Origin of the sequence: Jannaschia sp. S6380, assembly GCF_023015695.1 — a bacterium.
Taxonomy (GTDB): Bacteria; Pseudomonadota; Alphaproteobacteria; order Rhodobacterales; family Rhodobacteraceae; genus Jannaschia.
This window is the reverse complement of the sequence record NZ_JALKAS010000001.1, coordinates 1377894-1401419: the sequence shown is the minus strand read 5'-3', so window position 1 is coordinate 1401419 and position 23526 is coordinate 1377894. Positions and strand designations below refer to the sequence as shown.

General features: G+C 67.9%; 22 protein-coding genes. 9 read left to right on the top strand and 13 right to left on the bottom strand.

The window, feature by feature from the left end; genetic code table 11:
- Window position 1 precedes the first annotated feature (1 nt).
- Window positions 2–1615, bottom strand: coding sequence for an alpha-amylase family glycosyl hydrolase (locus MWU52_RS07130; RefSeq protein ID WP_246950691.1), 1614 nt, complete (start codon window positions 1613–1615; stop codon window positions 2–4).
- Window positions 1616–1733: 118 nt separating this feature from the next.
- On the opposite strand from MWU52_RS07130, the gene MWU52_RS07125 reads away from it, so the two are divergent.
- Window positions 1734–2711 (top strand): TIGR03885 family FMN-dependent LLM class oxidoreductase, encoded by a 978-nt coding sequence (locus MWU52_RS07125; protein WP_246950689.1) that lies wholly within the window; start codon window positions 1734–1736, stop codon window positions 2709–2711.
- Here MWU52_RS07125 and MWU52_RS07120 read toward each other — a convergent pair.
- Window positions 2708–4348 (bottom strand): alpha-amylase family protein, encoded by a 1641-nt coding sequence (locus tag MWU52_RS07120; RefSeq protein ID WP_246950686.1) that lies wholly within the window; start codon window positions 4346–4348, stop codon window positions 2708–2710. The two genes, MWU52_RS07125 and MWU52_RS07120, sit on opposite strands and share 4 nt — an antisense overlap.
- A 66-nt stretch (window positions 4349–4414) precedes the next feature.
- On the bottom strand, window positions 4415–6049 hold the full coding sequence (locus tag MWU52_RS07115) for a chloride channel protein (protein ID WP_246952797.1): 1635 nt from the start codon (window positions 6047–6049) through the stop codon (window positions 4415–4417).
- Window positions 6050–6149: 100 nt separating this feature from the next.
- Between MWU52_RS07115 and MWU52_RS07110 the strand changes: the two genes are divergently transcribed.
- Together MWU52_RS07110 and MWU52_RS07105 are read left to right on the top strand one after the other, a co-directional pair.
- Window positions 6150–7523 carry an FAD-linked oxidase C-terminal domain-containing protein gene (locus MWU52_RS07110; protein ID WP_246950684.1) on the top strand — a complete coding sequence of 458 codons (1374 nt, stop codon included), beginning with the start codon at window positions 6150–6152 and terminating at the stop codon, window positions 7521–7523.
- Window position 7524: 1 nt separating this feature from the next.
- Window positions 7525–7983: a DUF2267 domain-containing protein gene (locus MWU52_RS07105; RefSeq protein WP_281493920.1), complete on the top strand. Its 459-nt coding sequence runs from the start codon at window positions 7525–7527 to the stop codon at window positions 7981–7983.
- 21 nt (window positions 7984–8004) lie between these two features.
- Here MWU52_RS07105 and MWU52_RS07100 read toward each other — a convergent pair whose 3' ends face one another.
- The 5 genes from MWU52_RS07100 to cobS all read right to left on the bottom strand — a co-directional run bounded on the left by MWU52_RS07100 (window position 8005) and on the right by cobS (window position 14421).
- Window positions 8005–8346, bottom strand: coding sequence for a DUF427 domain-containing protein (locus MWU52_RS07100; RefSeq protein WP_246950681.1), 342 nt, complete (start codon window positions 8344–8346; stop codon window positions 8005–8007).
- Window positions 8347–8404: 58 nt separating this feature from the next.
- Window positions 8405–10183, bottom strand: coding sequence for an aminopeptidase P family protein (locus MWU52_RS07095; protein ID WP_246950679.1), 1779 nt, complete (start codon window positions 10181–10183; stop codon window positions 8405–8407).
- A gap of 16 nt (window positions 10184–10199) precedes the next feature.
- A complete protein-coding gene (locus MWU52_RS07090) occupies window positions 10200–11294 on the bottom strand; it encodes an endonuclease/exonuclease/phosphatase family protein (RefSeq protein ID WP_246950676.1) in 1095 nt (364 codons plus the stop codon).
- Between the two features lie 88 nt (window positions 11295–11382).
- Window positions 11383–13254 carry a cobaltochelatase subunit CobT gene (gene cobT / locus MWU52_RS07085; RefSeq protein WP_246950674.1) on the bottom strand — a complete coding sequence of 624 codons (1872 nt, stop codon included), beginning with the start codon at window positions 13252–13254 and terminating at the stop codon, window positions 11383–11385.
- 180 nt (window positions 13255–13434) lie between these two features.
- The gene (gene cobS, locus MWU52_RS07080; RefSeq protein WP_246950670.1) at window positions 13435–14421 is read right to left on the bottom strand and encodes a cobaltochelatase subunit CobS; all 987 of its coding nucleotides are present in this window, start codon (window positions 14419–14421) and stop codon (window positions 13435–13437) included.
- Between the two features lie 109 nt (window positions 14422–14530).
- Here cobS and MWU52_RS07075 point away from each other — a divergent pair, with 109 nt between their 5' ends.
- The 4 genes from MWU52_RS07075 to MWU52_RS07060 all read left to right on the top strand — a co-directional run bounded on the left by MWU52_RS07075 (window position 14531) and on the right by MWU52_RS07060 (window position 17711).
- Window positions 14531–15079, top strand: a complete 549-nt coding sequence (locus tag MWU52_RS07075) for a sigma-70 family RNA polymerase sigma factor (RefSeq protein WP_246950667.1) — start codon at window positions 14531–14533, stop codon at window positions 15077–15079.
- On the top strand, window positions 15076–15729 hold the full coding sequence (locus MWU52_RS07070; protein ID WP_246950664.1) for an anti-sigma factor: 654 nt from the start codon (window positions 15076–15078) through the stop codon (window positions 15727–15729). Before MWU52_RS07075 ends, MWU52_RS07070 begins: the two co-directional genes overlap by 4 nt.
- Window positions 15730–15851: 122 nt before the next feature.
- Window positions 15852–16394: a fasciclin domain-containing protein gene (locus MWU52_RS07065; protein WP_246950661.1), complete on the top strand. Its 543-nt coding sequence runs from the start codon at window positions 15852–15854 to the stop codon at window positions 16392–16394.
- A 147-nt stretch (window positions 16395–16541) separates the two neighbouring features.
- Window positions 16542–17711: a DUF2235 domain-containing protein gene (locus tag MWU52_RS07060; protein WP_246950659.1), complete on the top strand. Its 1170-nt coding sequence runs from the start codon at window positions 16542–16544 to the stop codon at window positions 17709–17711.
- On the opposite strand, the gene MWU52_RS07055 is transcribed toward MWU52_RS07060, so the two are convergent.
- Window positions 17704–18318 (bottom strand): J domain-containing protein, encoded by a 615-nt coding sequence (locus MWU52_RS07055; RefSeq protein WP_246950656.1) that lies wholly within the window; start codon window positions 18316–18318, stop codon window positions 17704–17706. The genes MWU52_RS07060 and MWU52_RS07055 overlap by 8 nt on opposite strands.
- A 76-nt stretch (window positions 18319–18394) precedes the next feature.
- Here MWU52_RS07055 and MWU52_RS07050 point away from each other — a divergent pair, with 76 nt between their 5' ends.
- The gene (locus MWU52_RS07050; RefSeq protein ID WP_246950654.1) at window positions 18395–18655 is read left to right on the top strand and encodes a BolA family protein; all 261 of its coding nucleotides are present in this window, start codon (window positions 18395–18397) and stop codon (window positions 18653–18655) included.
- Between the two features lie 27 nt (window positions 18656–18682).
- Here the strand turns inward: MWU52_RS07050 and MWU52_RS07045 are convergent, their stop codons facing one another.
- Both MWU52_RS07045 and gatB read right to left on the bottom strand, forming a co-directional pair.
- The gene (locus MWU52_RS07045; protein ID WP_246950652.1) at window positions 18683–18997 is read right to left on the bottom strand and encodes a DUF4177 domain-containing protein; all 315 of its coding nucleotides are present in this window, start codon (window positions 18995–18997) and stop codon (window positions 18683–18685) included.
- 105 nt (window positions 18998–19102) lie between these two features.
- Window positions 19103–20617 carry an Asp-tRNA(Asn)/Glu-tRNA(Gln) amidotransferase subunit GatB gene (gatB, locus tag MWU52_RS07040; protein WP_246950649.1) on the bottom strand — a complete coding sequence of 505 codons (1515 nt, stop codon included), beginning with the start codon at window positions 20615–20617 and terminating at the stop codon, window positions 19103–19105.
- A gap of 412 nt (window positions 20618–21029) precedes the next feature.
- Here gatB and MWU52_RS07035 point away from each other — a divergent pair, with 412 nt between their 5' ends.
- The gene (locus MWU52_RS07035; protein WP_246950647.1) at window positions 21030–21776 is read left to right on the top strand and encodes a transglycosylase SLT domain-containing protein; all 747 of its coding nucleotides are present in this window, start codon (window positions 21030–21032) and stop codon (window positions 21774–21776) included.
- Between the two features lie 4 nt (window positions 21777–21780).
- Here the strand turns inward: MWU52_RS07035 and MWU52_RS07030 are convergent, their stop codons facing one another.
- Both MWU52_RS07030 and MWU52_RS07025 read right to left on the bottom strand, forming a co-directional pair.
- Window positions 21781–22707, bottom strand: coding sequence for an AEC family transporter (locus MWU52_RS07030; RefSeq protein WP_246950645.1), 927 nt, complete (start codon window positions 22705–22707; stop codon window positions 21781–21783).
- Complete coding sequence (locus MWU52_RS07025; RefSeq protein ID WP_246950643.1) at window positions 22701–23498, bottom strand: MBL fold metallo-hydrolase; 798 nt, start codon at window positions 23496–23498, stop codon at window positions 22701–22703. Before MWU52_RS07025 ends, MWU52_RS07030 begins: the two co-directional genes overlap by 7 nt.
- Window positions 23499–23526 lie beyond the last annotated feature (28 nt).

Genomic DNA, 23526 nt, shown 5'->3' with positions numbered 1-23526 from the left:
GTCAGAGGGCGACGATCGCCGCCGCGCCCGCAGGCAGGGTGCAACGCGTCCCACCCTCCAACGCGACGTTCGCCTGGGTTCTGAGCAGAATGCGCGGGTCCCCGGCCCCGGGGGGCAATTCCACCGCGCCCGACGCGTCCGACGGGTTCAGCACGATGGCCAGCCGTGACCCTGCCGCGGATCGCACGATCAGCAGCAGGTCGCCCTGCGCCGCGATCGTGTCGTAGTCGCCGACGTGCAGCGCCGCCTGGGATCGTCGCAAGGCGAGCAACGCCCGATAGAGCGACAGCATCGATCCGTCCTCGCCCCGCTGGCCATCCACCGTGTTCCCCTTCGCCACATCGCCCATTGGCAACCAGGGTTCGACGTCCTGGGGGCAGAACCCGGAATTCGGCCTGTCGCTCCACCGCATCGGCGTCCGGCACGGATCGCGTCCTTCGCCCTTGCCGGGCATGTTCCGCTCCCAAGGGTCACGGATGCGGTCGGGCGGTATCTCCACGTCCTCCATCCCGATCTCCTCGCCGTAGTAGATGGTCGGCGTCCCGCGCAGGCCCGCCAGCAGCAGCACCGCCGCCATCGCGGCGCGGGCCGGTCCGATGCGGGTGGCGATCCGGCTTTGGTCGTGATTGCCGAGAACCCAGTTCGGCCAGCCATCCTTCGGTAGCAGGCGCTCGTATTCCGTCACGAGTTCGCACAAGGCGGGCGCGCTCCATTCGGCCGAGATCAGGGCGAAATTGAACGGCAGCTGCACGCCCGATCCATCCTCGCCATAATATCGCATCAGCCGCGCGTGCGGCAGATAGATCTCTCCGATCAGCAGGCGGTGGCCCATCTCGTCGGCCAGGGCGCGCATCGGTTCGATCACCAGGGGCATCACTTCGGGCTGGTCGGTGCTGTGGGTCGGGATGACCGCGCCGAAGGGCGGGTCCCGTTCATCGTCGTGATCGGGGTTGACCGGATCGTCGCGGAACTGTTCGTCCTTGATGCAGTGATAGACGACGTCCAGGCGGAACCCATCGACGCCCTTCTCGAACCAGAAGCGCATTGCCGCCAGCATCGCCGCGCGGACATCCGGGTTGCGCCAGTTCAGGTCCGGTTGCTCGGGCAGGAAGGTGTGCAGGTAATACTGCTCCGTCGTCGCGTCCCAGGTCCAGGCGGACCCGCCGGAGGAGCTTTGCCAGTTGTTGGGCACCTCGCCCTCGGGGCCGGGGTCGCGCCAGATGTACCAGTCGCGCTTGGGATTGTCGCGCGATGCCCGCGCCTCGCGGAACCACGGATGGGCGTCCGACGAATGGTTGGGGACGAAATCCAGGATCAGCTTCAGACCCCGTTCATGCGCTGCGGCCAGCAGCGTGTCGAAGTCGTCCATCGTGCCGAACAGCGGGTCGATCCCCGTGTAGTCGGCGACGTCGTATCCGAAATCGGCCATGGGCGAGGGGTAGATCGGACTGACCCAGACCGCGTCGATGCCGAGTTCGACGAGATGATCGAGCCTTCGCGCGATCCCCTGCAGATCGCCCACGCCGTCGCCGTCATCGTCCTGATAGGAGCGGGGATAGATCTGATAGATTACCGTATCCCGCCACCAATCGGCCTCGCGTGTATCGTCCGCCATCGTCGCCTCCGTCGTCGTGTCCGGTCCTGGGGTCAATGGTGGTTCGCGGCGGCGGCAAGGGAACCCCCCGCCTTGCGCAGCCCTTGTATTCCCAACCGCCACGCACAGGAAAACGCCAATGGTCCGGATCGGCTATCACAACAGTCATGAACAGTTCGCGCCCGCGCGGCTTCTATCCTGTGCCAGGATCGCGCAGGAGGCCGGGTTCACCTGTGCCTCCGCATCGGACCATTTCCATCCCTGGTCGACGGTGGAGCAGGGCCAGTCCGGCTTCGTCTGGTCGTGGCTCGGTGCCGCGATGGAGGCGACGCAACTCGACTTCCGCAGCGTGTCCTGCCCCGGCTGGCGATATCATCCGGCGATCCTGGCGCAGGCCGGTGCCACGCTCTCGACGATGTATCCCGAACGGCTCTGGATGACGCTGGGATCGGGGCAGCTGCTGAACGAGGGGATCGCGGGTGTGAACTGGCCCGCCAAGGACGAGCGCAATGCCCATCTGAAGGAATGCGTCGACGTGATCCGCGCGCTCTGGTCCGGCGAGACGGTGACGCATCGCGGCCGGATCGTGGTGGAGGAGGCGAAGCTCTACACCCGCCCCGAGACGCCGCCCCTGATCATCGGCGCCGCCGTGTCCGAGGCGACGGCGCGGTGGTGCGGATCCTGGGCCGACGCGCTGATCACAGTGGGCAGCGCCGACCGGGAGCCCGTCCGCCGCGTGATCGAGGCGTTCCGCGAAGGCGGCGGCGAGGGCAAGCCCGTCTGCATCCAGGCCAAGATCGCCTGGGATGAGACGCACGATGCCGCACGCGACGGGGCGTTCCGGGAATGGCGCACCAACATCCTGTGCGGTGACGTTCCGTGGGAGATCCGCACGCCGCAGCAGTTCGAGGACGCGACCGAGCATGTCCGCCCCGACGACGTGGCCGGCGCCGTCCTGATTTCCGACAGCCTGGAGGAGCATGCCGAACGCCTGAACGATTTCGTCGAGATGGGCGCGGCCGAGATCTACGTCCACAACGTTGCATCCAACCAGGAAGCGTTTCTGGAAGCGTTCGGCGCGGATGTCCTGCCGCATTTCGGGCAGGGGTCGCGCTAGCGCCGCTCACCCCCGATGCGGAACCAGCGATAGCCGTAGGGTTCCAGCGCGATCGGTGCGTCGGCGTCCACCGTGTCGCCCATTTCGGCGCTGGACAGAAGCGGGGTCAGGCGGTCGGCGTCGCCGAGATCCAGTCTGACCTCGGCACCCTCGCCGCCCAGATCATGCAATGTGAGGACCGCGTTGCCGCGCCACCGGCTGCGGAGGACCAGGACCCGATCGGGCGCGCCGGGCAGATCCCACTCGCCCCATCCCAATTCCGGGCAGGCGCGCCGCACTCGCACCATCTGCGCAACGCGATCCATCAGCGATCCCGCGCGCTCTCGCTGACGGGCGACATTCGTGCGGTGATATCCAAGCGGGCCGTCCTCGACCACGGGGCGCACCAAATCGTCGGTCGTCCGGCTGAAGCCCGCGTTCCGCTCGTCGGCCCATTGCATCGGTGTGCGCACGGGGTTGCGCTCGTCCAGGTCCAGGCGTTCGCCCATGCCGATCTCGTCGCCGTACCACATGACGGGCGTGCCCGGCAGCGCGAACAGGATGGAATGCGCCAGCGCCAGCCGGGCCGGGTCGCCGTCCAGCATCGGCGCCAGCCGCCGCCGCACGCCGCGCCCGTAGACGCGCATCGACTTTTCGGGCGCGAGGGCTTCGAAACACTCCTCGCGCTCCGCCTCGGTCAGCTTGTCCAGGCTCAACTCATCATGGTTGCGCAGGAAGTTGGCGAACTGTCCGTGCACAGGCATGGGCGAGGGGCGCGACTTCAGGGCGTCGTGGATCGGCGCGGCCGACCCGCGGACCATTCCGAGCCATAGCTTCTGGTTCAGCGGAAAATCGAAGACGAGGTGCATCCGCTCGTCCGCCTCGAACTCGCGACCGCCGAAATACTCGGCGACGGTGTCGCGCTCGACATTGGCCTCGGCCAGCATGATCGCGCCGGCCCTGCGCCAGGCGAGGAAATCGCGCATCTCCGACAGCAGCAGGGGATCGCGGTCCGGCTCCTCCTTCAGGCCCTTGTACTCGATCAGGAAGGGCACCGCGTCGATGCGGAACCCCTCCACGCCCAGTTCCAGCCAGAAACCCATGATCCGCAGGATCTCCTCGCGCACGGCGGGGTTGGCGATGTTCAGATCGGCCTGATGCGCGTAGAAGCGATGCATGTACCATGCCTCCGCCGCGTCGTCATAGGTCCAGACCGCCTCCTGCACGCCGGGGAAGATGATCCCCTCGGTGATGTCCTCGGGTTTCTCCTTCGACCAGACGTACCAGTCGCGATAGGGGCTGTCCTCGGAGGCGCGGGCCGACTGGAACCACGGGTGGTCGACGGAAGTGTGGTTGCAGACCAGATCCACCATCAGCTTCATGCCGCGGGCACGGGCGGCGCGCGCGAACTCGACGAAGGCGCCGAGATTGCCCAGCCGTCCGTCCACGCCATAGAAGTCCGAGATGTCGTATCCGTTGTCGCGATTGGGCGTGGGATAGAACGGGTTCAGCCAGATCGCGGTGACGCCGAGGTTTTCCAGATGGTCAAGCCGGTCGGTCAGGCCCGCGAAATCGCCGGTTCCGTCGCCGTTCGCGTCCATGAACGTCTCGACGTCCAGGCAATAGATGACGGCATTCTTGTACCAAAGATCGAGCATCGGTCCTCACCTTGTCCGGGCTGCGTCTGGCCGTCATCTAGAACGCGCGCGTTCCAGGTCGACGGATCAGGAATGTTCTTCGGCCGCCGTGGCCGCCAGGGCGCGGTTGAATACGCGCAGCGCGTCGACATGCAGCAGCACGCCCAGCACGTCCGGCGGCTGTGCGCCGTCGTTCAGTCGGACCACGGCCAGGAAATCCGATCCGGATTTCTCGAATAGGGGCATGGCCGTTTCCAGCGTATCGCCAGGGGCCACGAACAGCGCCTCGTTGAGCGCGCGGCGGATCCGATCCTCGGAGGGCGCGCGCGGGTGATCGGGCGATTTCATAACCCCCGAGACCTTGAACATCGCCAGCAGGTATCGCTGCGGCCCGGCGGCCAGGTGGATGCCTCGCCGCTCCAACTGGGTCAGGAAGAAGGACCGGTCCACCAGCCGACCCGACAGGGCCGAACTGATCGAGACCGCCACCATCACGGCCAGCCCCGTCTGCCAGTCGCCGGTCAGTTCGAACACGATCAACGTGGTCGAGATCGGCGCGCCCAGGACGGCCCCCGCCACCGCACCCATCCCGGCAAGTGCATAGAGCGTCTCGGACCCGGACATGTCGGGGAATATCGCGGTGGCGATGGCGCCGAAGGCCAGCCCCGTCAGGGCGCCGACCATCAGCGCGGGGCTGAAGATGCCGCCGCCCATCCGCCCGCCCATGGTGATGCTGACGGCCACGACCTTCAGCACGGCGAAGACCACCGCCTCATACAGCAGCAGGTCGCCCGACAGCGCCGCCGAGGTGGTCTCGTAGCCGACGCCGATGATGTGGGGGAAGAATATCGCGATCCCCCCCAGCATCAGCCCGGCCAGCGCCGGACGCAGGATCGCGGGCAGCGACAGCCGGTCCTGCACGCGCGTGGCGACGTCCTCGGCCAGGAAGACCGAGCGCATAAGCACGACGGCGACCAGCGCCGAGACCAGCCCCAGCAGCAGAAACGCCGGCAGTTCCACGTAGAATGCCAGCGTCCCCTCTTGCGGCAGGACGAACTCGGTCCGGTCGCCGAAATGGATGCGGCTGATGACCGACCCGGACACGGCCGCGATGGTGATCGGCGCGAAGGCATGGACGGCGAAGTGGCGCAGCACCACCTCCATCGCGAAGAGGGCGCCGGCCAGCGGCGCGTTGAAGCTGGCCGCGACGCCCGCGGCGACGGCGCAGCCCAGCAGGTCGCGGCCCGTGACCCCGTCGGCGTTCATCCGGTTGCTGACCCAGCCCGCGATCATGCCGACCATGTGGACGACGGGTCCTTCCCGCCCCGACGAACCGCCCGAGGACAGCGTGATCAGCGAGGCCGCGATCGACGCGAGGCCCGCACGCCGCTCCACCCGGCCCTCCTTCATGGCCGATGCCTGGATCACCTCGGCAGGCCCCCGCACGCGCCCGTCGGGCGTGAACCGCGTCAGGATCCAGCCGACGATCAACCCGCCCAGCGCCGGCAGGATCAGCACCCAGAACCAGGGCATCGTCGCCGCGAAGGAGTGCAGCTTGCGCGGATCGTCCGTGCCGTAGAGGAACGTCTGCAGCACCTCGATCCCTGTCATGAAGGCCACGGCGGCGTAGCCCGACGCGATCCCCACGGCCAGTGCGATGAACCAGAACTGGATCTTCGACGGCCCCTGCTCGCGGATCAGGGCCCAGCTGCGCCGGATCATGGCCAGTATCGGGTTCGGGCGGGGGGCCGGCGCGTCGGTCACTCCTTGTCCTTCCCGCGCCCCTCGCGCACCCTTGGCGCCGACGAGGAAGAGGTGGACCATGATCCCGGCTGACGCGCTGTCCGAATTGGTCTCGATGCTAGGCGAACGCCTGACCACGGGAAAGAGCGATCTGGCCCTGCACGGCCGATCCGAGACCTGGCACCCCGAAATGCCGCCCGACGCGGTGGCCTATCCCGACGACACCGGCGAGGTGGCCGCCATCGTGGCTGTGTGCGCGCGTCATGGCATCCCGGTCATCGGCTGGGGCACCGGCACCGCGCTGGAGGGGCACGCCTCGGCGCCGCGCGGGGGGCTGACGGTCGACTTCCGGCGCATGGACCGGGTGCTCGAGGTGGCGGCCGAAGACATGCTCGTCCGCGTCCAGCCGGGCTGCACGCGCGAGGCACTGAACACCGAGTTGCGCGCCACCGGTCTGATGTTCCCGGTCGACCCCGGCGCGAACGCGTCGCTGGGCGGCATGGCCTCGACCCGGGCGAGCGGGACAACCGCCGTGCGCTACGGCACGATGCACGACCACGTCCGCGCGCTGGAGGTGGTCCTGGCCGACGGCCGGGTCATCCGCACCGGGACGCGGGCGGCCAAGTCCTCCGCCGGCTATGATCTGACCGCTCTCTTCGTCGGTGCCGAGGGCACCCTGGGCCTGATTACCGAACTGACGCTAAAGCTGCACGGCGTGCCCGAAGCGATCTCGGCCGCCGTTTGCGGCTTCGATACGACCGAAGGCGCGATCGACGCGGTCATTCTCGCCATGCAGATGGGGCTGGCGCCGGCCCGGATGGAATATGTCGACCTGGCCACCGTCCGCATCCTGAACGCGGCCGACGATGCCGGACTGCCCGAGATGCCGCATCTGCTGCTGGAGTTTCATGGCACCGAGGAGGGGGTCGCCGCCGATGCCGCCCGCTTCGGCGAGATCGCCGCCGACCTGGGCGGCCACGACTATCGCTGGGCGACCCGCGCCGAGGATCGGACCCGCCTGTGGTCGATGCGGCACCGCGCCTATCACACCATCCTGGCCACCCGGCCGGGCGCGACCGCCATAGTCACCGACGTCTGCGTTCCCATTTCCGCGTTGGGTCAGGCGATCGGCCGCGCCACCGCTGAGATCGACGCCTCCCCCCTCGATGGGCCGATCCTGGGCCATGTCGGCGACGGCAACTATCATGCCATTCTGATGGTCGACCGCGCCGATCCGGCGGAGGTCGCCGAGGCCAAGCGCCTGTCGGACGCGATGGTGACCCATGCGCTGGAACTGGGCGGGACCGCGACCGGCGAGCACGGCGTGGGGCTGGGCAAGCTGCACCTGATGGAGGCGGAGCATGGTCGCGCCTGGGACGTCATGGGCGCCGTCAAGCGAGCGCTGGACCCGGACGGGCTGATGAACCCGGGCAAGCTGGTAAGACAAAACTGACATGCCGATGCCGTGGACATATCGTCATGCCTCAAAGGAGTGGGCTGCGTTCCTGTCCGATGCAAGGGACGTGATGCGCCTCGGGTCCGACAACATGGCCTATACCGCCGTGCAGGCCGTGTTTCTGGTTTTCCGCCGACGCGTGACACCGCGGCAGGGCATTGCCCTCGCCGGCGTGCTGCCAAGCGTTCCGCGTGCGATCTTCGTTCACGGCTGGGATATCGAAGCGCCGCCCGTCCCCTTCGCCGACCGCGCGTCCCTGACGGCGGAGGCGCAGGCGCTGCGCCCGAACCACAATCTGACGCCCGCGAACTGCATAGAGGCGACGGCGCGCGCGGTCCGGCGAAGCGTCGATCAGCGCGACCTCGACCGTGTCCTGGCGACGATGCCGGAGCCCGCCCGCGCCTTCTGGCATGTCGCGACGGACGACCCGTCCGAGCTATCGCAGCGGATCATCTGATGCGCATGGCGGCGGCCGGTCTCAGATCTGTTCGATCGTGACCTTGGAGCCGTAGAAGGCCAGATGCCCCTCGACCGCCCTGGCCTCGTCGTTCGCGACCGACTCGTAGCTCCACGCCACGTCCTCGATCCGCGCGGATTGCCCGACATAGGCGTAGTAGTTCGCCGTGCCCTTGTGCGGGCAGGTCGTCGTCGTGTCCGTCCGCTCCAGCAGGGCCATGGCAACGTCGTCCCGCGGAAAGTAGATCACCGGCGCCATGTGGCCTTCGGCCAGCGACATGGCATTGCGGCTTTCCACCAGGATCCCGTCCTCGGTCCGGACGGTCCAGTTGCCCGAAGCCGGGGTCACGTCGATCTTGGCCATGCGCTACTCCTCCGATGGTCGCGCGAACCCTAGCGGCGGAACACCCCGCGCGAAAGGGTCAGAGCGGGGCGCACATCCGGGTCAGCCAAGCCATGTCGCCCTCATCCAGCCGGTCCGACAGACGTTCGACGACCCCGGCGTGATAGGCATCGATCCATGCCAGCTCATCCGGCGAAAGCAGTTCCCGCAGGATCAGTCGCCGGTCGATCGGCACCCAGGTGAGCGTCCGGAAGGACAGCATCCGGCGGTCGTCACCGCCATCCGGCCGCTCGGCCGCGCGCACGACGACCAGGTTCTCGATCCGGATGCCGTATTCGCCGGCGCGGTAGTAGCCAGGCTCGTTCGACAGGATCATCCCCGGCGCCAGCGGCACCTGGCTGGCCCGGCTGATCCGTGCGGGGCCCTCATGTACGCCCAGATAGACGCCGACGCCGTGGCCCGTCCCGTGATCGTAATCGCGATGTTCGGCCCAGAGCGGCGCGCGGGCCAACGCATCCAGATGCGCGCCGGCCACGCCGATCGGGAAGCGCGCGCGGCTGACGGCGATCATGCCCTGCAGGACACGCGTGAAGGCGTGGGCGATGTCGCGGGGCGGCTGGCCGAGCGGCACGGTGCGCGTCACGTCGGTGGTGCCGTCGAGATACTGCCCGCCGGAATCGACCAGCAGGACACTGTCGCGATCGAGCGTCCTGTTGCTCTCTTCGTTCACGCGGTAATGCACGATCGCGCCGTTCGGGCCCGACCCCGCGATGGTCTCGAAGCTGATGTCGCGCAGCGCGTTCGTGTCGCGGCGGAACCCTTCGAGCGCGCGGACGACGTCGATTTCGGTCGCATCACCCGGGCGGCCTTCATCCAGCCAGCGCAGGAACCGCACCATCGCGGCCCCGTCGCGCAGATGCGCCTCGACGGTGGCGGCAATCTCGGCATCGGTCTTGCGGGCCTTCGGCAGCGCCAGCGGATCGGATATCGCCACGGGGTCCTCCAGCGCCTCGAACATTGCGACGGGGCAGGTGGTGGGGTCGTACCCGGCGCGCGCCGGCAGGTCCGCCAGCAGGTCCATCAGCGACCCGGCAGGCACGACCCGGACCCCGTCGCCCAGGTGATCGGCGACCGGTGCGGCCTTGGCGGGGTCGCAGATCAGGTCGACCGTCCCGCCGGCATGGATCGCGGCGAAGGCCTGCGCGATTGGTGTCCGCGCGATGTCGGCACCGCGGATGTTCAGCAGCCAGGCGATCGCGTCGGGCTGGTTGGTCACGAAGCTCGACGCGCCCGCCTCGGCGATCGCGGCGCCGATCTCGGTGCGCTTGTCCTGCGCCGTGCGCCCGGCGAGTTCGACCGGGTAGGCGGACATCGGCGCGGACGGCGGCGCAGGACGGTCGGTCCACACGGTATCGACACCATTGGTCGCCGCCACGGCCTCGATCCGGGGCAGGGCGCGGATCTTCTCCAACTCCGCGACGCTGTGCAGCATCGGGTCGAACCCCAGTCGCCCGCCATCCGGCATTGCCTGGGGCAGCCAATCGGCCAGCCTGGTCGTGGGCCAGTCGACCACCTCGAACGTCGCGGGGTCGGTCTGCGCGGCGACCTGGACCGTATAGCGCCCGTCGGTGAACACGGCCGCCCGGTCCGCCAGGATCACGGCGAAGCCCGCCGACCCGGTGAAGCCCGAAATCCACGCCAGACGTTCGTCGCAGGGGGCGACGTATTCCCCCTGATGGGCATCCGCGCGGGGCACGAGGAACGCGTCCAGCCCCGCTTTCTTCATCCAGGCGCGAAGGGCTGCCACGCGCGGCGGCGCGGCGTCGGGGCGGGCGGTGACGTCGAAGGTTTGGAACATGCCCCGCTGTCTAGCGTCAGATGTCGAACTCCACCACCACCGGACAGTGATCGGACGCCTTGGGGCGATCCCAGCCCACGCGGGGATAGCGCGGGTCATCCAGGTTCGGAACGCGGTGGGGCATGCCCTCGCGCAGGATGACCGGGTCGCCGCGCACCTTGTCGGCCATGACCGGCCCCGCGATGATGTAGTCCAGCTGCGTCTTGTGCCGCGCGCTGGCGTAGTAGTGCGTCCACCGTTCGGTGGCGGGCAGAACGTCCAGCAGATTGATCCCGAACCCGTTCAGCAAGGGGTCGACGCCCGAAGGCGCATCGTCATCGAGCGGGCGAACGGTCTCGGCCGATCCGGCCGCCTTCGAGATGCGGATGACCTGGCGATAGTCGTTCAGATCGCCGCACACGGCCCAGAGAGCGGTCTGCGGATCGGGGAATTTCTCTTCCACGATCGTGCGCACGGCGATCGCTTCCAACTGCCGGCGTCCCATCGACCGCTCGCGCCCGCCGCCCATCGACTTGAAGTGACAGTTGAACAGGCTGACACGTGTGTCGCCGACCAGAACCTCCAGTTCCTGACAGTCGCGTCGAAAGATCCGGCCGCCGCCCCGGCCCTCGGCGGCGGCCAGGGGATAGCGGTCCAGCAGGGCGGCGCCGATGTCGCTGCGCCGCAGGTCGCCCACCGTCAGGGCGGCATGGCTGCGGGCATAGGCGGGGCGAATGTCGCGGGTGATCGCGGCCACGTCGATGCCGCGCGGGTCGTTGCCTTCCTGCAGGATCAGGTTCGGATAGGGATCGACGCCGATCTTGCGCACATAGGCCTGCATGAACCGCGTCAGGGCGTCGATGCTGTCGACCTCCTGCAGGCAGTACACGTCCGCGTCCGCCTGCGCGATCGCCAGCGCGGTGTGCTGTCGGTGGTCATCGTCCTGCGCGATGGCGGCGGTCTGGAGGGTTCGCTTGAATTCGGGGAACTTGGACAGGTCGCCATCTCCGAAATCGCCGAGAAACTGGACCACCGGCGGCAGATAGCGCGCCGCCCGCGTGTCGCCGAACCCGGCGAAGTCGAAGCGGGTGAACAGGTTTTCGATGTTGAACGTGCAGACGCGCAGACGCATGGGCGAAATCCTCGGATGGCCTTGGCCGACCCTAGCACGAGGGGGGAACCTCCGGGGCTGCCGGTTTGCCTGCCTTGACGGCCGGCGGTCAGGAGGCGCGGCGGATACCCATCACTCGGGCGCGGGCGCGGGGGTCGGCGTCGAACAGGGCGGCCAGCTGTTCGGTCATCGCGCCGGCCAGCTGCTCGACATCCGTAATCGTGACCGCGCGGTCGTAGTAGCGCGTCACGTCATGACCGATCCCGATGGCGAGGAGTTCGACGGCACGGCGTTTCTCGACCATGGCGATCACGTCGCGCAGGTGCTTCTCGAGGTAGTTCGCGGGGTTCACCGACAGGGTGCTGTCATCGACCGGCGCGCCGTCCGAGATGACCATCAGGATCTTGCGCGCCTCGGGCCGCGCGGTCGCGCGCCTGTGCGCCCACTCCAGCGCCTCGCCGTCGATGTTCTCCTTCAGCAGCCCTTCCTTCATCATCAGCCCGAGATTCGGGCGCACCCGCCGCCAGGGCGCATCGGCGGACTTGTAGATGATGTGGCGCAGGTCGTTCAGGCGACCGGGTGCGGCGGGGCGCTCGGCCTTCAGCCAATCCTCGCGCGCGAGACCGCCTTTCCACGCGCGCGTGGTGAAGCCCAGGATCTCGACCTTCACGCCGCAGCGTTCCAGCGTGCGCGCCAGGACGTCGGCGCAGATCGCCGCGATCGAGATCGGGCGGCCGCGCATCGAGCCGGAATTGTCCAGCAGCAGCGTCACGCAAGTGTCGCGAAACTCCATGTCTCGCTCCATCTTGAACGAGAGCGGCGTCGTCGGGTTGGCCACGACGCGCGCCAGGCGGCCGGCATCGAGGATGCCCTCCTCCAGATCGAACTCCCATGACCGGTTCTGCTGGGCCTGCAGGCGGCGCTGCAGCTTGTTGGCCAAGCGACTGACGGCACCCTTCAGCGGCTCCAGCTGCTGGTCGAGATAGGCGCGCAACCGTTCCAGTTCGGCCGGCTCGGCCAGTTCCTCGGCGCCCACGATCTCGTCATGCACCTCGGTGAAGACGGTGTAGTTCGGATCGGCGTCCGAGACGGGGGCGGGCGGCGGCGGGTCCATCGCCTCGTCCGCATCGGGCATCTCCGTTTCCTCGCCCGCCTCCTGGTCGGCCATGTCGTCCATCGACACCTGGGCCTGGCTCGGGTCGTCCTGCTGGTCCTGGCTCTGTTCGGGCGAGGCCTCGGCATCCTCCTCGTCGTCGTCGCTGCCGGTGGAGTCGGGCTCCTCCTCCTCTTCGGGCTGGCCTTCCTCCTCCTCGTCCTCATCCTCCTGATCGGGGTCGTCGCCCAACTGGTCGCCGTAACCCAGATCGTCGATCAACTGGCGGGCCAGACGTGCGAAGGCCTGTTGATCGCCCAGCACATCCTGCAGATTGTCCAGCCGGTCGCCGGTCTGCTCCTCGATGAAGCCGCGCCACAGGTCGAGCGCGTTGTCCGCCCCCTTGGGCAGGCCGCGCCCCGTCGCCATCTGCCGGATCCAGTATCCCGCAGCGGTCGCCAAAGGGATCTGCGCCTTGTCGCTGACATCGCCGTAACCCTTGCGCGCCGCCTCGACACCGATCTTGGCGTCGATATTCCCGGCGGTCCCGGGCATGTCGCGCGCGCCCACGGCCTCGCATCGCGCGACCTCCATCGCGTCGTAGAGCTCGCGCGCCATGTTGCCCTGCGGCAGATACCGCGCGTTGACGCCCGCATCATGGTGCCGGTGACGCAAGGCGAAGGCGTCGGCGGTGCCCCGCGCCAACATCACCTCGTCCCGCGTCATGCGTCGGCTGACCTGCGGCAGGCGCACGCTGTCGTTCGTCCGGCCCGGCGGATCGACGGAATAGGTGACCGACAGTTCCGGATCGTCGGCCATCGTCTTGGTGGCCTCGGCCAGCGCCTTCTTGAACGGATCGGCGGGATTATCGGTGGGCTTGTTAGTCATTGAACGCACTCCAGATCGACACCGTCAGGAACAATAAGGCGCATTCCCAACTTAGCCGTATCAAGTGACTGTATTGACTGCCGGTCATGGATGACGGAGCAGTCCTCTTCAAACCAGTCTTGTCAAACAGCCAGATTGCGTCAAACGAGACCCAAATGGCTGCTATGACGAAAAAGGGTGTCACCCCAGCGACATGCTCGCCGCGCTCTCCGGCAATTCCTCGTCGAAGCAACGCTGGTAGAACTCGGCGACGGTCTGGCGTTCCAGCTCGTCGCACTTGTTCAGGAACGTCAGGCGGAACGCATAACCCACGTCGCGGAAAATCTCGGCGTTCTGGGCCCAGGCCAGCACGGTACGGGGCGACATGACCGTCGACAGGTCGCCGTTCATGAAGGCCGTCCGCGTCAGGTCGGCCACCGTGACCATGCGGCTGATGGTCTGGCGGCCCTTCTCGTTGTTGTAGTTCGCGTTCTTTGCCAGGACGATCATCGTCTCGGCATCGTGGGATAGATAGTTCAGCGTCGCCACCATCGACCAGCGGTCCATCTGCGCCTGGTTGATCTGCTGCGTGCCGTGATAGAGGCCGGTCGTGTCGCCCAGACCCACCGTGTTGGCGGTGGCGAACAGGCGGAAGGACGGATGGGGGGTGATGATCTCGTTCTGATCCATCAACGTCAGCTTGCCGTCATGCTCCAGCACCCGCTGGATCACGAACATCACGTCGGCGCGGCCGGCATCGTATTCGTCGAACACGATGGCGACGGGATTGCGCAGGGCCCAGGGCAGGATCCCCTCGTGAAACTCCGTCACCTGGACGCCGTCCTTCAGCTTGATCGCGTCCTTTCCGATCAGATCGATCCGGCTTATGTGACTGTCGAGGTTGACGCGCACGCAGGGCCAGTTCAGGCGCGCCGCGACCTGCTCGATATGGGTCGACTTGCCGGTGCCGTGATAGCCCTGGATCATCACGCGGCGGTTCCAGCCGAAACCGGCCAGGATCGCCAGCGTGGTGTCGGGGTCGAACTTGTAGGTCGTGTCGATGACGGGCGTGCGCTCGGAGGGGTCGTCGAACCCCTTGACGGTCATGTCGCTGTCGATACCGAAGACTTCGCGGACCGAGATGTCCTTCGTCGGTTTCGCGTTCATGTCCATCGCGCCGTCCGCCATTGCCTCGATCTCCTTGCAGCCGCCTGTGCGGATGCAACATAAGGGGACGGACCGCAAGGGAAAGGCGGGGGTGGCCCGGCCGCGCGCGACGGGGGGCAGGGAGGGGACGTTGGCCACACGCGAACTGATCGAGCGTTGGCTTGCGGGCGCGGCCCTGGGCGACCGGCAGGCGTTCGGCAGGCTCTACGACGCGACCTCGGCGAAACTCTTCGGGATCTGTTTGCGTGTCTTGGGCAACCGCGCGGAAGCCGAGGACGCCTTGCAGGACATTTACGTCAAGATCTGGCGCAACGCCGACCGCTACCGTGCGAACGGGCTCTCGCCGATTTCCTGGATGGCGACGGTGGCGCGCAACGATTGCATCGACCGGCTGCGCAAGCGCCGGGCCGAGGCCGCGCGCGCCGAGATGCCGTCCGACGACATCCTGGCCGACGCGACCCCCGGGCCGGAGGCGGGCGCCGTCGCCCGGGGCGAGGCGCGCGCCATCGCCGCCTGTCTGGAGGAGTTGGAGCCGCGCCGGTCGGAGGCCGTGCGTCGCGCCTACCTGGAAGGCGAGACCTATGCCGACCTGGCCGCACGGTTCGAGGTGCCGCTGAACACGATGCGGACCTGGCTCCGGCGCAGCCTCATCGCTCTGCGGGAGTGCATGGCGCGATGACCGATACGACCGATATCGACGACGACGATGCCCTGATCGGCGAATATGTCCTCGGTCTCCTCGACCCCGACGAGGCCGCCGAGGTGGAGCGCCGTCTGCCGGACGAACCCGCGTTGTCCGAGCATTTCCGCGACTGGATCGAGATCACCACTCCGATGCTCGTCGGTCGCGACGTGGCGCCGCCGCCCCGTCTGCGTGCCCGGATCGAGGAACGGCTGTTCGAGGCCGGCGGCCGGCGTCGCCGCTGGGTAGCCTGGGGCGCATTGCTCGGCGGCCCTGTCGCCGCCTTTGCGGTCGCGTTCCTGCTGTTGCAGCCGTCGCAGGTCTTCGCGCCCGACTTCCGGGCCGAGATCCTGGCCGAGGACGCGACGCTGCGGGTTTCGGCATTGGCCGATGACGACGAACTGCGCGTCACCCGTCTGGAGGGCGGTCCAAGGTCCGGGCGCGCGCTGGAGGTCTGGCTAATCGCCGGCGAGGCCGCGCCGCTTTCGCTGGGCCTTTTGCCCGATCGCGGAACCCTGACGGTCGCCCTGCCGCCGAGTTTCGCCGAGGGCGCCGTCCTCGCCATCAGCGACGAACCTCCGGGCGGCTCGCCGACCGGGGCGCCGACGGGCGACGTGTTGGCGGTGGGCGCGGTGACGGCGCTCTGACCGGTCGACATGGCCGTCGCACCAAACTTTTTTCGACCGCGCTGAAACTTGCGCAAGTCCCGCCCGTGTCTATGGGCAACCGCGGCGAAAGGCCCGGTCGTCCAACCAACGGGAGAACCAGAATGAAAACCCTCACCATCGCCACCACAGCGGCCCTGACCCTCGCCACGGCCGCGCCGGCCGAAATCATGGTCGGCGGCGCCGAAATGTTCGCCGATCGCAACATCATCGAGAACGCGGTCAACTCGGCCGATCACGAAACCCTGGTCGCCGCCGTCAAGGCCGCCGACCTGGTCGAGACCCTGCAGGGCGAGGGGCCGTTCACCGTGTTCGCCCCGACCGACGCCGCCTTCGCGCGCATTTCGGACGCGTCGCTGAACGCCCTTCTTGCCCCCGAGAACAAGGCCCAGTTGCAACAGGTGCTGACCTGTCATGTCGTCGCCGCCGACGTGATGGCCGGCGCCATCCGCGGCATGATCGACGATGATGGTGGCAGCCATCCGGTCCCGACCCTGGGCGGTTGTGTCCTCGACGCGACCTATGACGGCGACGCGATCATGCTGACCGACGAGAACGGTCGCGTTGCCAACGTCACCATTGCCGATGTCGCGCAGTCCAACGGCGTGATCCATGTCATCGACCGGGTCCTGCTGCCCAAGCAGTGATCCGCAGGCATTCGCCGCGCGATCCCGATGTGGCGAAGGACGGAACGGCCCCCACCCCCCGGCGGGGGAACCGGACCGCAGGACCTATCGCCCCCGGCCCTAATCGGCGCGGGGGCGTTTTTTGCCGCGATGTGCTAGGCTGGCGGCATGAAGCGCATCGTCATCCTTTGCGACGGAACCTGGAACGCCGCCGAGGCCCCGCACCCGACGAACGTGGTCCGGCTTGGTCAGGCGTTGGCGGCCCGCGGCGACGACGACGTGGAACAGGTCCCGATCTATATCGAGGGCGTGGGCACAGGGCGGCGCGGGGTGACCTGGCTGGCCCGTCAATCCGACCGTTGGCTGGGCGGCGCGATGGGGTTCGGGCTGATGGCCAACGTGGTCGAGGCCTATCGCCATCTGATCTTCCTCTACGAGCCGGGGGACGAGGTCATGATCTTCGGCTTCTCGCGCGGGGCGTTCACGGCCCGGTCTCTGGCCGGGTTCATCCGGTTCACCGGTCTGCTGGAACGCGCCAAGCTCGGTCGCCTGCCCGAGGCCGTCCGCCGCTATTCCGAGCGGCGGATCGAGACCCCGGAGCGGCGCCAGTCGCGCAACGCGGAATGGCGCGCGGTCCATTCGCGCTGGATCATGACCGACCCGAACGACGCCCCCGTCTACGAGGAGATGGGGGCCGATGAGGCGATCCCCTTCGAGATCGCGTTCCTGGGCATCTGGGACACGGTGGGCGCGCTGGGCATTCCGGGGCATTTCACCACCGCGCCGATCCTGAACCGGCGCCATGCGTTCCACGACACCGATCTGTCGCCCATGGTCCGCGCGGCGCGCCATGCCGTCGCCATCGACGAACGGCGCAAGTCGTTCCGCCCGACGCTCTGGTCCAACCTGGCCGAGTTGAACGCCGGTCGCGAGGGGCGGCCCTACCGGCAAGAGTGGTTCGCCGGCGATCATGGCGCCGTCGGGGGCGGCGGAGAGATCACCGCGCTGAGCGCCATCACGCTGGGCTGGCTGATGGAAGGGGCCGGGGACGAGGGGCTCGGGTTCGACCCGAATGTCAGCGAGCGTCTGCGCGGGGAGATGGACCCGATGGGCCCGCTGACCAATTCCAAGGTTGCCAAGGGCGGCGTCGTCGCCGCGATGATGCGCCGGTTCGGGGCGTCGCGCGACCCGGTCGGCGATCTGGGCGACGTCAGCCATCCGGGACGCGAGCGGTGGGCGTTCGAGGCCAAGGACGCCGGTTTCCAGCCCTATCGCCCCGAACCGCTCCGGCCGTTGGAGCCGGACCTTCACGCGTGGAAGGCGGCGCGCGTCACTTGAAGTTGCGGCTGTCCTTCAACTGATCCCAGGCCCAGACGACTTCGGAGAGCTGTTCCTCCTGGCTGCGATCGCCGCCGTTCATGTCCGGGTGCAGGATCTTGATCAGGCCCTTGTACGCCTTGCGGATGGACGCCTTGGTCCAGTCGTCCTTCGCCTCGAGGATATCCAGCGCCTTGCGTTCGGTCGGGGGCAGCTTGCGACCCACGACACCGCGCCCGGGATTGCGCGTGGCGTTGCCGCCCAGAACCTGGTGCGCGTCCTCGATCCCCAGCCTGGCCCAGGCGCGTTCCTCGACCGTCCGGCGGAAGGGCTGCGTCGGCCGCTCGTCGGCCTGGGCCTGGCGCGCCAGTTCGGCCTCGGTGGCGCCGTCGAAAAAGCTCCACTTGGCGTTGTATTCGCGCACGTGGTCCTTGCAGAACCAGTAATAGTCGTCGGTAGTGTCCCGGCTCTTGGGCGCGCGATACTTGCCGCCTTCCTCGCAGCCCTCGTGATCGCAGATGCGGGTCGAGGTTTCGACGGCGCCCGACATGCCCCGCTTGCCACGGGGATTGCGCTTCTTGGCGCTGCTGACACGCATGTCGAAATTGAACGGGTCACTCTTGGTCATCTGCACCCCTTCCGGCTAGAGGCGCCAGAGTTTAGTCATTGTCCGGCCAGAGGGAAGGCCTCGGAGGGGATTTTCGATGCAGATGCAGGATATCATTCGCGAGCGGCTCGAAGCGGCGTTCGACCCCGCGAGGTTGGAGGTCGTGAACGAAAGCGCCAAACATGCCGGGCATGCGGGCGACGACGGATCGGGCGAAAGCCATTGGCACGTCGCGATGACCTCCGCCGCCTTCGCCGGGCAGGGCCGCGTCGCCCGTCACCGCATGGTGCACGCCGCGCTGGGCGACGTCATGGCGCGCATACACGCATTGTCCCTGGATCTGTCCGAAGGCGAGTGACCCGCCATGACGGGCGTTGCCGCGCGGTCAGGCCACACGGTTGTCCGGGACGAGGGCATCGCTGGACTGGCGCGGGGCGGGCAATGTCAGCGGCCTGCGGAAGACCAGCAGCGTGTGGCCCTTGGGCGCGTTGCCGGCGATGCCGGTCACGTTGTCGATGTTGATCGTGTCGGCGCGCACGTATTCCCAGCCTTCCTCGGCCAGTTCGTTGAAGATCTCCGACAGCATGAAGGCGATGCGCTCGCCATCCGTCTTCAGGCCGGGCTGGCGCTCGGGCTTGGTGGGGGCCGGAATGACCTCGTACTCATAGATGACGGAGGATTGCGTGGGGTCGTGTCTCATGCCCCCGCAATCGCCAAGCGGCATGGCAGGATTATGGTAAATTGCCGGATATCATAGGGAAAGTCGCATGACCCTACGTAAGAAAGCACGCGTCCGATCCGGGCGTCATCCAGCAAGCTTCCCGGCCACGATCTGGTTCACGACGGCCGGATTGGCCTTGCCGCCGGTGGCCTTCATCACCTGCCCCACGAACCACCCGGCAAGCTTGGGATTGTCCTTCGCCTTCTCGACCTGGGTGGGGTTCGCGGCCATGATCTCGTCCACCGCGGCCTCGATGGCGCCGGTATCGGTGACTTGGCGAAGGCCGCGTACGTCGACGATCTCGGCCGGGTCGCCGCCTTCGGCATAGACGATCTCGAACAGGTCCTTGGCGATCTTGCCGGAAATGTCCCCCGCCTCGATCAGCCGCAGGATGCTGGCCAGCTGCGCCGGTGTCATCGGGCTGTCCTCGATCTCGCGCTCATCCTCCTTGAGGCGGCCGAACAGGTTGTTGATGACCCAGTTGGCACTCGCCTTGCCGTTGCCGGACGCGTCGGCCACGGCCTCGAAATAGGCGGCCGCATCGGTATCCGCCGTCAGCACGCGGGCATCGTAATCCGACAGGCCGAACTCGTCGACGAACCGCGCCTTCTTGGCGTCGGGCAGCTCCGGCAGGCCGGCCGCGATTTCGTCGACCCAGCCCTGCTCGATCTCCAGCGGCAGAAGGTCGGGGTCGGGGAAATAGCGGTAGTCATGCGCCTCCTCCTTGGATCGCATGGACCGTGTCTCGCCGCGGTCGGGATCGTAGAGGCGCGTCTCCTGCACGACCGCCTCGCCCCGCTCCAGCAGGGCGATCTGGCGGCGCGCCTCGAAATCGATGGCGGCCTGGATGAAGCGCATCGAATTCATATTCTTGATTTCGCAGCGCGTCCCCAGGTGGCCGAAATCCTGCGTTTCCTGATACTTCTCGTACTGGCCCGGACGGCAGACCGAGACGTTGACGTCAGCGCGCAGGTTGCCGTTCTGCATGTTGCCGTCGCAGGTGCCCAGATAGCGCATGATCTGGCGCAGCTTGACGATGTAGGCGGCGGCTTCCTCGGGGCCGCGGATGTCGGGGCGGCTGACGATCTCCATCAGGGCGACGCCGGTGCGATTCAGATCGACGAAGGACATGGATGGATCCATGTCGTGGATCGACTTGCCGGCGTCCTGTTCCAAATGGATCCGCTCGATCCGCACGACGCGCGCGGTGCCATCGCCGAGTTCGACCAGAACCTCGCCCTCGCCCACGATGGGATGGTAGAGCTGGCTGATCTGATAGCCCTGCGGCAGATCCGGATAGAAGTAGTTCTTGCGGTCGAAGGCGGACTTCAGGTGGATCTCGGCGTTCAGGCCGAGGCCCGTGCGCACCGCCTGCGCCACACAGAACTCGTTGATGACGGGCAGCATGCCGGGCATGCCCGCGTCCACGAAGGCCACGTTGGAATTGGGTTCGGCCCCGAACCGTGTCGAGGCACCCGAAAAGAGCTTGGCGTTGGACGCGACCTGGGCATGCACCTCCATCCCGATGACCAGTTCCCAGTCATGCGTTTCGCCCGCGATGACGCGGGGTTTCGGTGTGGGTGCGGTCACGTCGAGCATGGCAGGCCTCCGGGCGGGGTCGGGTCCTGGTTTACGGCGCCGGCGATGCGGGGGCAAGGCGCCGGAAGCGCAGGAATATCGGCGGGAAAATACCGTTTCCACATGCACCGGCACGCTGCGCTTTGCGACCGGATGGTCAAATGTTACCGACCGGATGTCGTCGGCCGGGTCTGCCAACCGGGCCGCCTGGTCTTCGGCGCGATATTTCGACGCCGATCCATCGCGAACCACCAGATATGGCGGGACGCGAACGACGAAAAGTTGGGGCAACCCGGGGGGAAACATGGCGAATCGATGGAAGCGGGCCCTGCGCCGCGGTGTTGCGGGCGCGTTGTTGCCCGTTCTGGCGGCAGGTGCCGCGTTTGCCGATCCACGGCCGACGCAGCGTATGCTAACCACGGTTCCCAGTACCATGTCCCTGTCAGGCGCCCCCGGGGCCGATCTCGGCTCGCTCCTCGCGCCCGAGGCGTCCGTCCGTCCCGCGTCCAGGCCCCGCCTCCAGGAAATGCCCGATCTGCGCTGGGATCATATCCGTGGCTCGGCCCGCTGGACGGCGGCGGCCATGCGCGCGCTCGATACGCATGGCGACCGGCTGGTGCAGACGGTGCCGCGCGATATCGCGGAGTGGTGCCCGGCCTATCCCGAGGCGGACGAATGGGAGCGCAAGGCGTTCTGGGCGGGCCTGCTGTCGACGCTTGCCAAGCACGAAAGCACCTGGCGTCCGACCGCCGTTGGCGGCGGCGGCCTGTGGTACGGCCTGGTTCAGATCCTGCCGGCCACCGCGCGGGGCTACGGCTGCCAGGCGCGTTCGGGCGAGGCGCTGAAGGACGGCGCGCTGAACATGTCCTGCGCGGTGCGGATCATGAACCTGACGGTGCCCCGCGACGGCGTCGTCAGCCGCGGCATGCGTGGCGTGGCCGCCGATTGGGGACCGTTCCATTCCTCGCGCAAGCGCGCCGACATGCGTGCCTGGCTGAATCGTCAGCCGTTCTGCAACGGGCTGCACCGCTCCGCACGCCCGGTTGCGCGTCCCGACTGGTTGGGAGAGCCGGCGGGCGAGGCCGATCCGGTCCCGCTCTTCGTGGCGTGGGAGCTGGACAAGAGCTTTGGCACCGCGCCGACCGTTCCGGTCTGGCCCGCCGCGATGTCCGACGGCTGACGCGTCAGAGCAGCAGCAGCCAGCCGGACACCGTCAGCACCGACAGTCCCGTGCCGATCAGGACGGACGACGCGCTGATGCGGACCGCACGTCCGTGCATCGCCGCGAAGAGGTAGGAGTTGACGCCCGGCGCCATCGCCGCGGTCAGGACGGCGGCGCGGAACGGCCCGTCGCCCAGGCCCAGCAGGCGCCCCATCCCGTAGGTCCAGGCCGGATGCAGGATCAGCGCGATCCCGCAACAGAGCGCGATGCCGCGCGCGTCGCCTTCGGGGCGATACTGCACGAGGATGCCGCCGAGGCCGAACAGCGCGGCGGGCAGGGCGGCGCGGGCGATCAGGGCGACCGCCTCCTCGACCGGGGCGGGCAGGGACAGGCCCGACAGGTTCAAAGCCAGCCCGAGCGCCACGCCGATCATCAGCGAATTGGTGGCCATCTTGCGCGCCACGGTCGTCAGCCCGCCGATCAAGCCGGTGCCGCCGGCGCGCACGACCTCCATCGCGGTGATGCCGGTGAAATAGCAAAACGCCGCATGCAGGGCGATGATCGCGTAGTTCGGCGCCAGGCTTTCGACGCCATAGGCCCGCTCGGCGATGGGCAGGCCCAGAAGGACGGTGTTCGCGAACATCCCGGCGAAGCCCACGGCCACCGCGTCCTCGGCCCCTCTGCGCAGCCAGAGAAGGGTTCCGACGATTCCGGCCGCGAAGCAGACCACCGATCCGGAATAATACGCCGTCAGCAACCGCAGGTCGAAGCCCTGCGCGAGGTCCAGCCGGGCCATGGCCAGGAACAGCAGGCACGGGATCGCGAAGCGCTGGGTGAACATCATCAGCCCATCGACCTGGGCCTGGCTGAACAATTTGTGCCAGACCGCGACATAGCCCGCCGCGATGATCAGGAAGACCGGGACCGTGACGGCCAGGACGTCTAGCACGGCAACTCCAGCACGAGGCCGTCATATGCGGCGGAGACGTTCTGGGGCGTCTCGTTCGTGACCGTCGCCCAGTCGAGGTCGACATGCATGTTGGTCAGGACGCCGCGGGCCGGCGACAGGCGTTCGAACCAGGCCAGCGCCTCGTCTAGCGACAGGTGCGACGGGTGCGTGCGCCGCCGGAGCGCGTCCAAGACCCAGATGTCGAGGTCGCGCAGGGCGGGCAGGGCGGTGTCGGGGATGTCCTTGACATCGGGCATGTAGGCCAGCCCGCCGATGCGCAGGCCGAGTGCGGCCATGTCGCCGTGGCCCACGGGGATCGGCACGATCTCGATCGGGCCGCCGGCGCCGTCGATGGTCACCGGCCCCGACAGGGCATGCCGCAGCAGGATCGGCGGATAGCTGGAGCCCGCGGGCGTGGCGAAGGCATAGCCGAAGCGCGCGGTCAGGGCGGCGAAGGTCGGCTCGTCCGCCCAGACATCCAGAAGGCGCCGCTGGTTGAAGACGATCATCCGAAGGTCGTCGATGCCGTGAACGTGGTCGGCATGGCTGTGTGTCCAGACCACGCCGTCGAGTTCGCCGACCTCCGCGTCCAGCAATTGCTGACGCATATCCGGCGAGGTGTCGATCAGGACGCGCGTGATGCCGTCGTCGCCCAGCCGCTCCACGAGGAGGGAGCAGCGGCGGCGGCGGTTCTTCGGCTCCTCCGGGTCGCAATCGCCCCAATGGCCGCCGAGGCGCGGCACGCCGCCGGAGGAGCCGCAGCCGAGGATGGTGAACCGCAGGAAGGCCATGCCCGCTTTCTGCGCCCGGCGCCCGCCG

What these genes read in the sequence shown, in the direction of transcription:
- MWU52_RS07130 (WP_246950691.1), bottom strand. Translation starts at nt 1,615, where the DNA reads ATGGCGGACGATACACGCGAGGCCGATTGGTGGCGGGATACGGTAATC.
- MWU52_RS07125 (WP_246950689.1), top strand. Translation starts at nt 1,734, where the DNA reads ATGGTCCGGATCGGCTATCACAACAGTCATGAACAGTTCGCGCCCGCG.
- MWU52_RS07120 (WP_246950686.1), bottom strand. Translation starts at nt 4,348, where the DNA reads ATGCTCGATCTTTGGTACAAGAATGCCGTCATCTATTGCCTGGACGTC.
- MWU52_RS07115 (WP_246952797.1), bottom strand. Translation starts at nt 6,049, where the DNA reads ATGATCCGGCGCAGCTGGGCCCTGATCCGCGAGCAGGGGCCGTCGAAG.
- MWU52_RS07110 (WP_246950684.1), top strand. Translation starts at nt 6,150, where the DNA reads ATGATCCCGGCTGACGCGCTGTCCGAATTGGTCTCGATGCTAGGCGAA.
- MWU52_RS07105 (WP_281493920.1), top strand. Translation starts at nt 7,525, where the DNA reads ATGCCGATGCCGTGGACATATCGTCATGCCTCAAAGGAGTGGGCTGCG.
- MWU52_RS07100 (WP_246950681.1), bottom strand. Translation starts at nt 8,346, where the DNA reads ATGGCCAAGATCGACGTGACCCCGGCTTCGGGCAACTGGACCGTCCGG.
- MWU52_RS07095 (WP_246950679.1), bottom strand. Translation starts at nt 10,183, where the DNA reads ATGTTCCAAACCTTCGACGTCACCGCCCGCCCCGACGCCGCGCCGCCG.
- MWU52_RS07090 (WP_246950676.1), bottom strand. Translation starts at nt 11,294, where the DNA reads ATGCGTCTGCGCGTCTGCACGTTCAACATCGAAAACCTGTTCACCCGC.
- cobT (WP_246950674.1), bottom strand. Translation starts at nt 13,254, where the DNA reads ATGACTAACAAGCCCACCGATAATCCCGCCGATCCGTTCAAGAAGGCG.
- cobS (WP_246950670.1), bottom strand. Translation starts at nt 14,421, where the DNA reads ATGGCGGACGGCGCGATGGACATGAACGCGAAACCGACGAAGGACATC.
- MWU52_RS07070 (WP_246950664.1), top strand. Translation starts at nt 15,076, where the DNA reads ATGACCGATACGACCGATATCGACGACGACGATGCCCTGATCGGCGAA.
- MWU52_RS07065 (WP_246950661.1), top strand. Translation starts at nt 15,852, where the DNA reads ATGAAAACCCTCACCATCGCCACCACAGCGGCCCTGACCCTCGCCACG.
- MWU52_RS07060 (WP_246950659.1), top strand. Translation starts at nt 16,542, where the DNA reads ATGAAGCGCATCGTCATCCTTTGCGACGGAACCTGGAACGCCGCCGAG.
- MWU52_RS07055 (WP_246950656.1), bottom strand. Translation starts at nt 18,318, where the DNA reads ATGACCAAGAGTGACCCGTTCAATTTCGACATGCGTGTCAGCAGCGCC.
- MWU52_RS07050 (WP_246950654.1), top strand. Translation starts at nt 18,395, where the DNA reads ATGCAGATGCAGGATATCATTCGCGAGCGGCTCGAAGCGGCGTTCGAC.
- MWU52_RS07045 (WP_246950652.1), bottom strand. Translation starts at nt 18,997, where the DNA reads ATGAGACACGACCCCACGCAATCCTCCGTCATCTATGAGTACGAGGTC.
- gatB (WP_246950649.1), bottom strand. Translation starts at nt 20,617, where the DNA reads ATGCTCGACGTGACCGCACCCACACCGAAACCCCGCGTCATCGCGGGC.
- MWU52_RS07035 (WP_246950647.1), top strand. Translation starts at nt 21,030, where the DNA reads ATGTCCCTGTCAGGCGCCCCCGGGGCCGATCTCGGCTCGCTCCTCGCG.
- MWU52_RS07025 (WP_246950643.1), bottom strand. Translation starts at nt 23,498, where the DNA reads ATGGCCTTCCTGCGGTTCACCATCCTCGGCTGCGGCTCCTCCGGCGGC.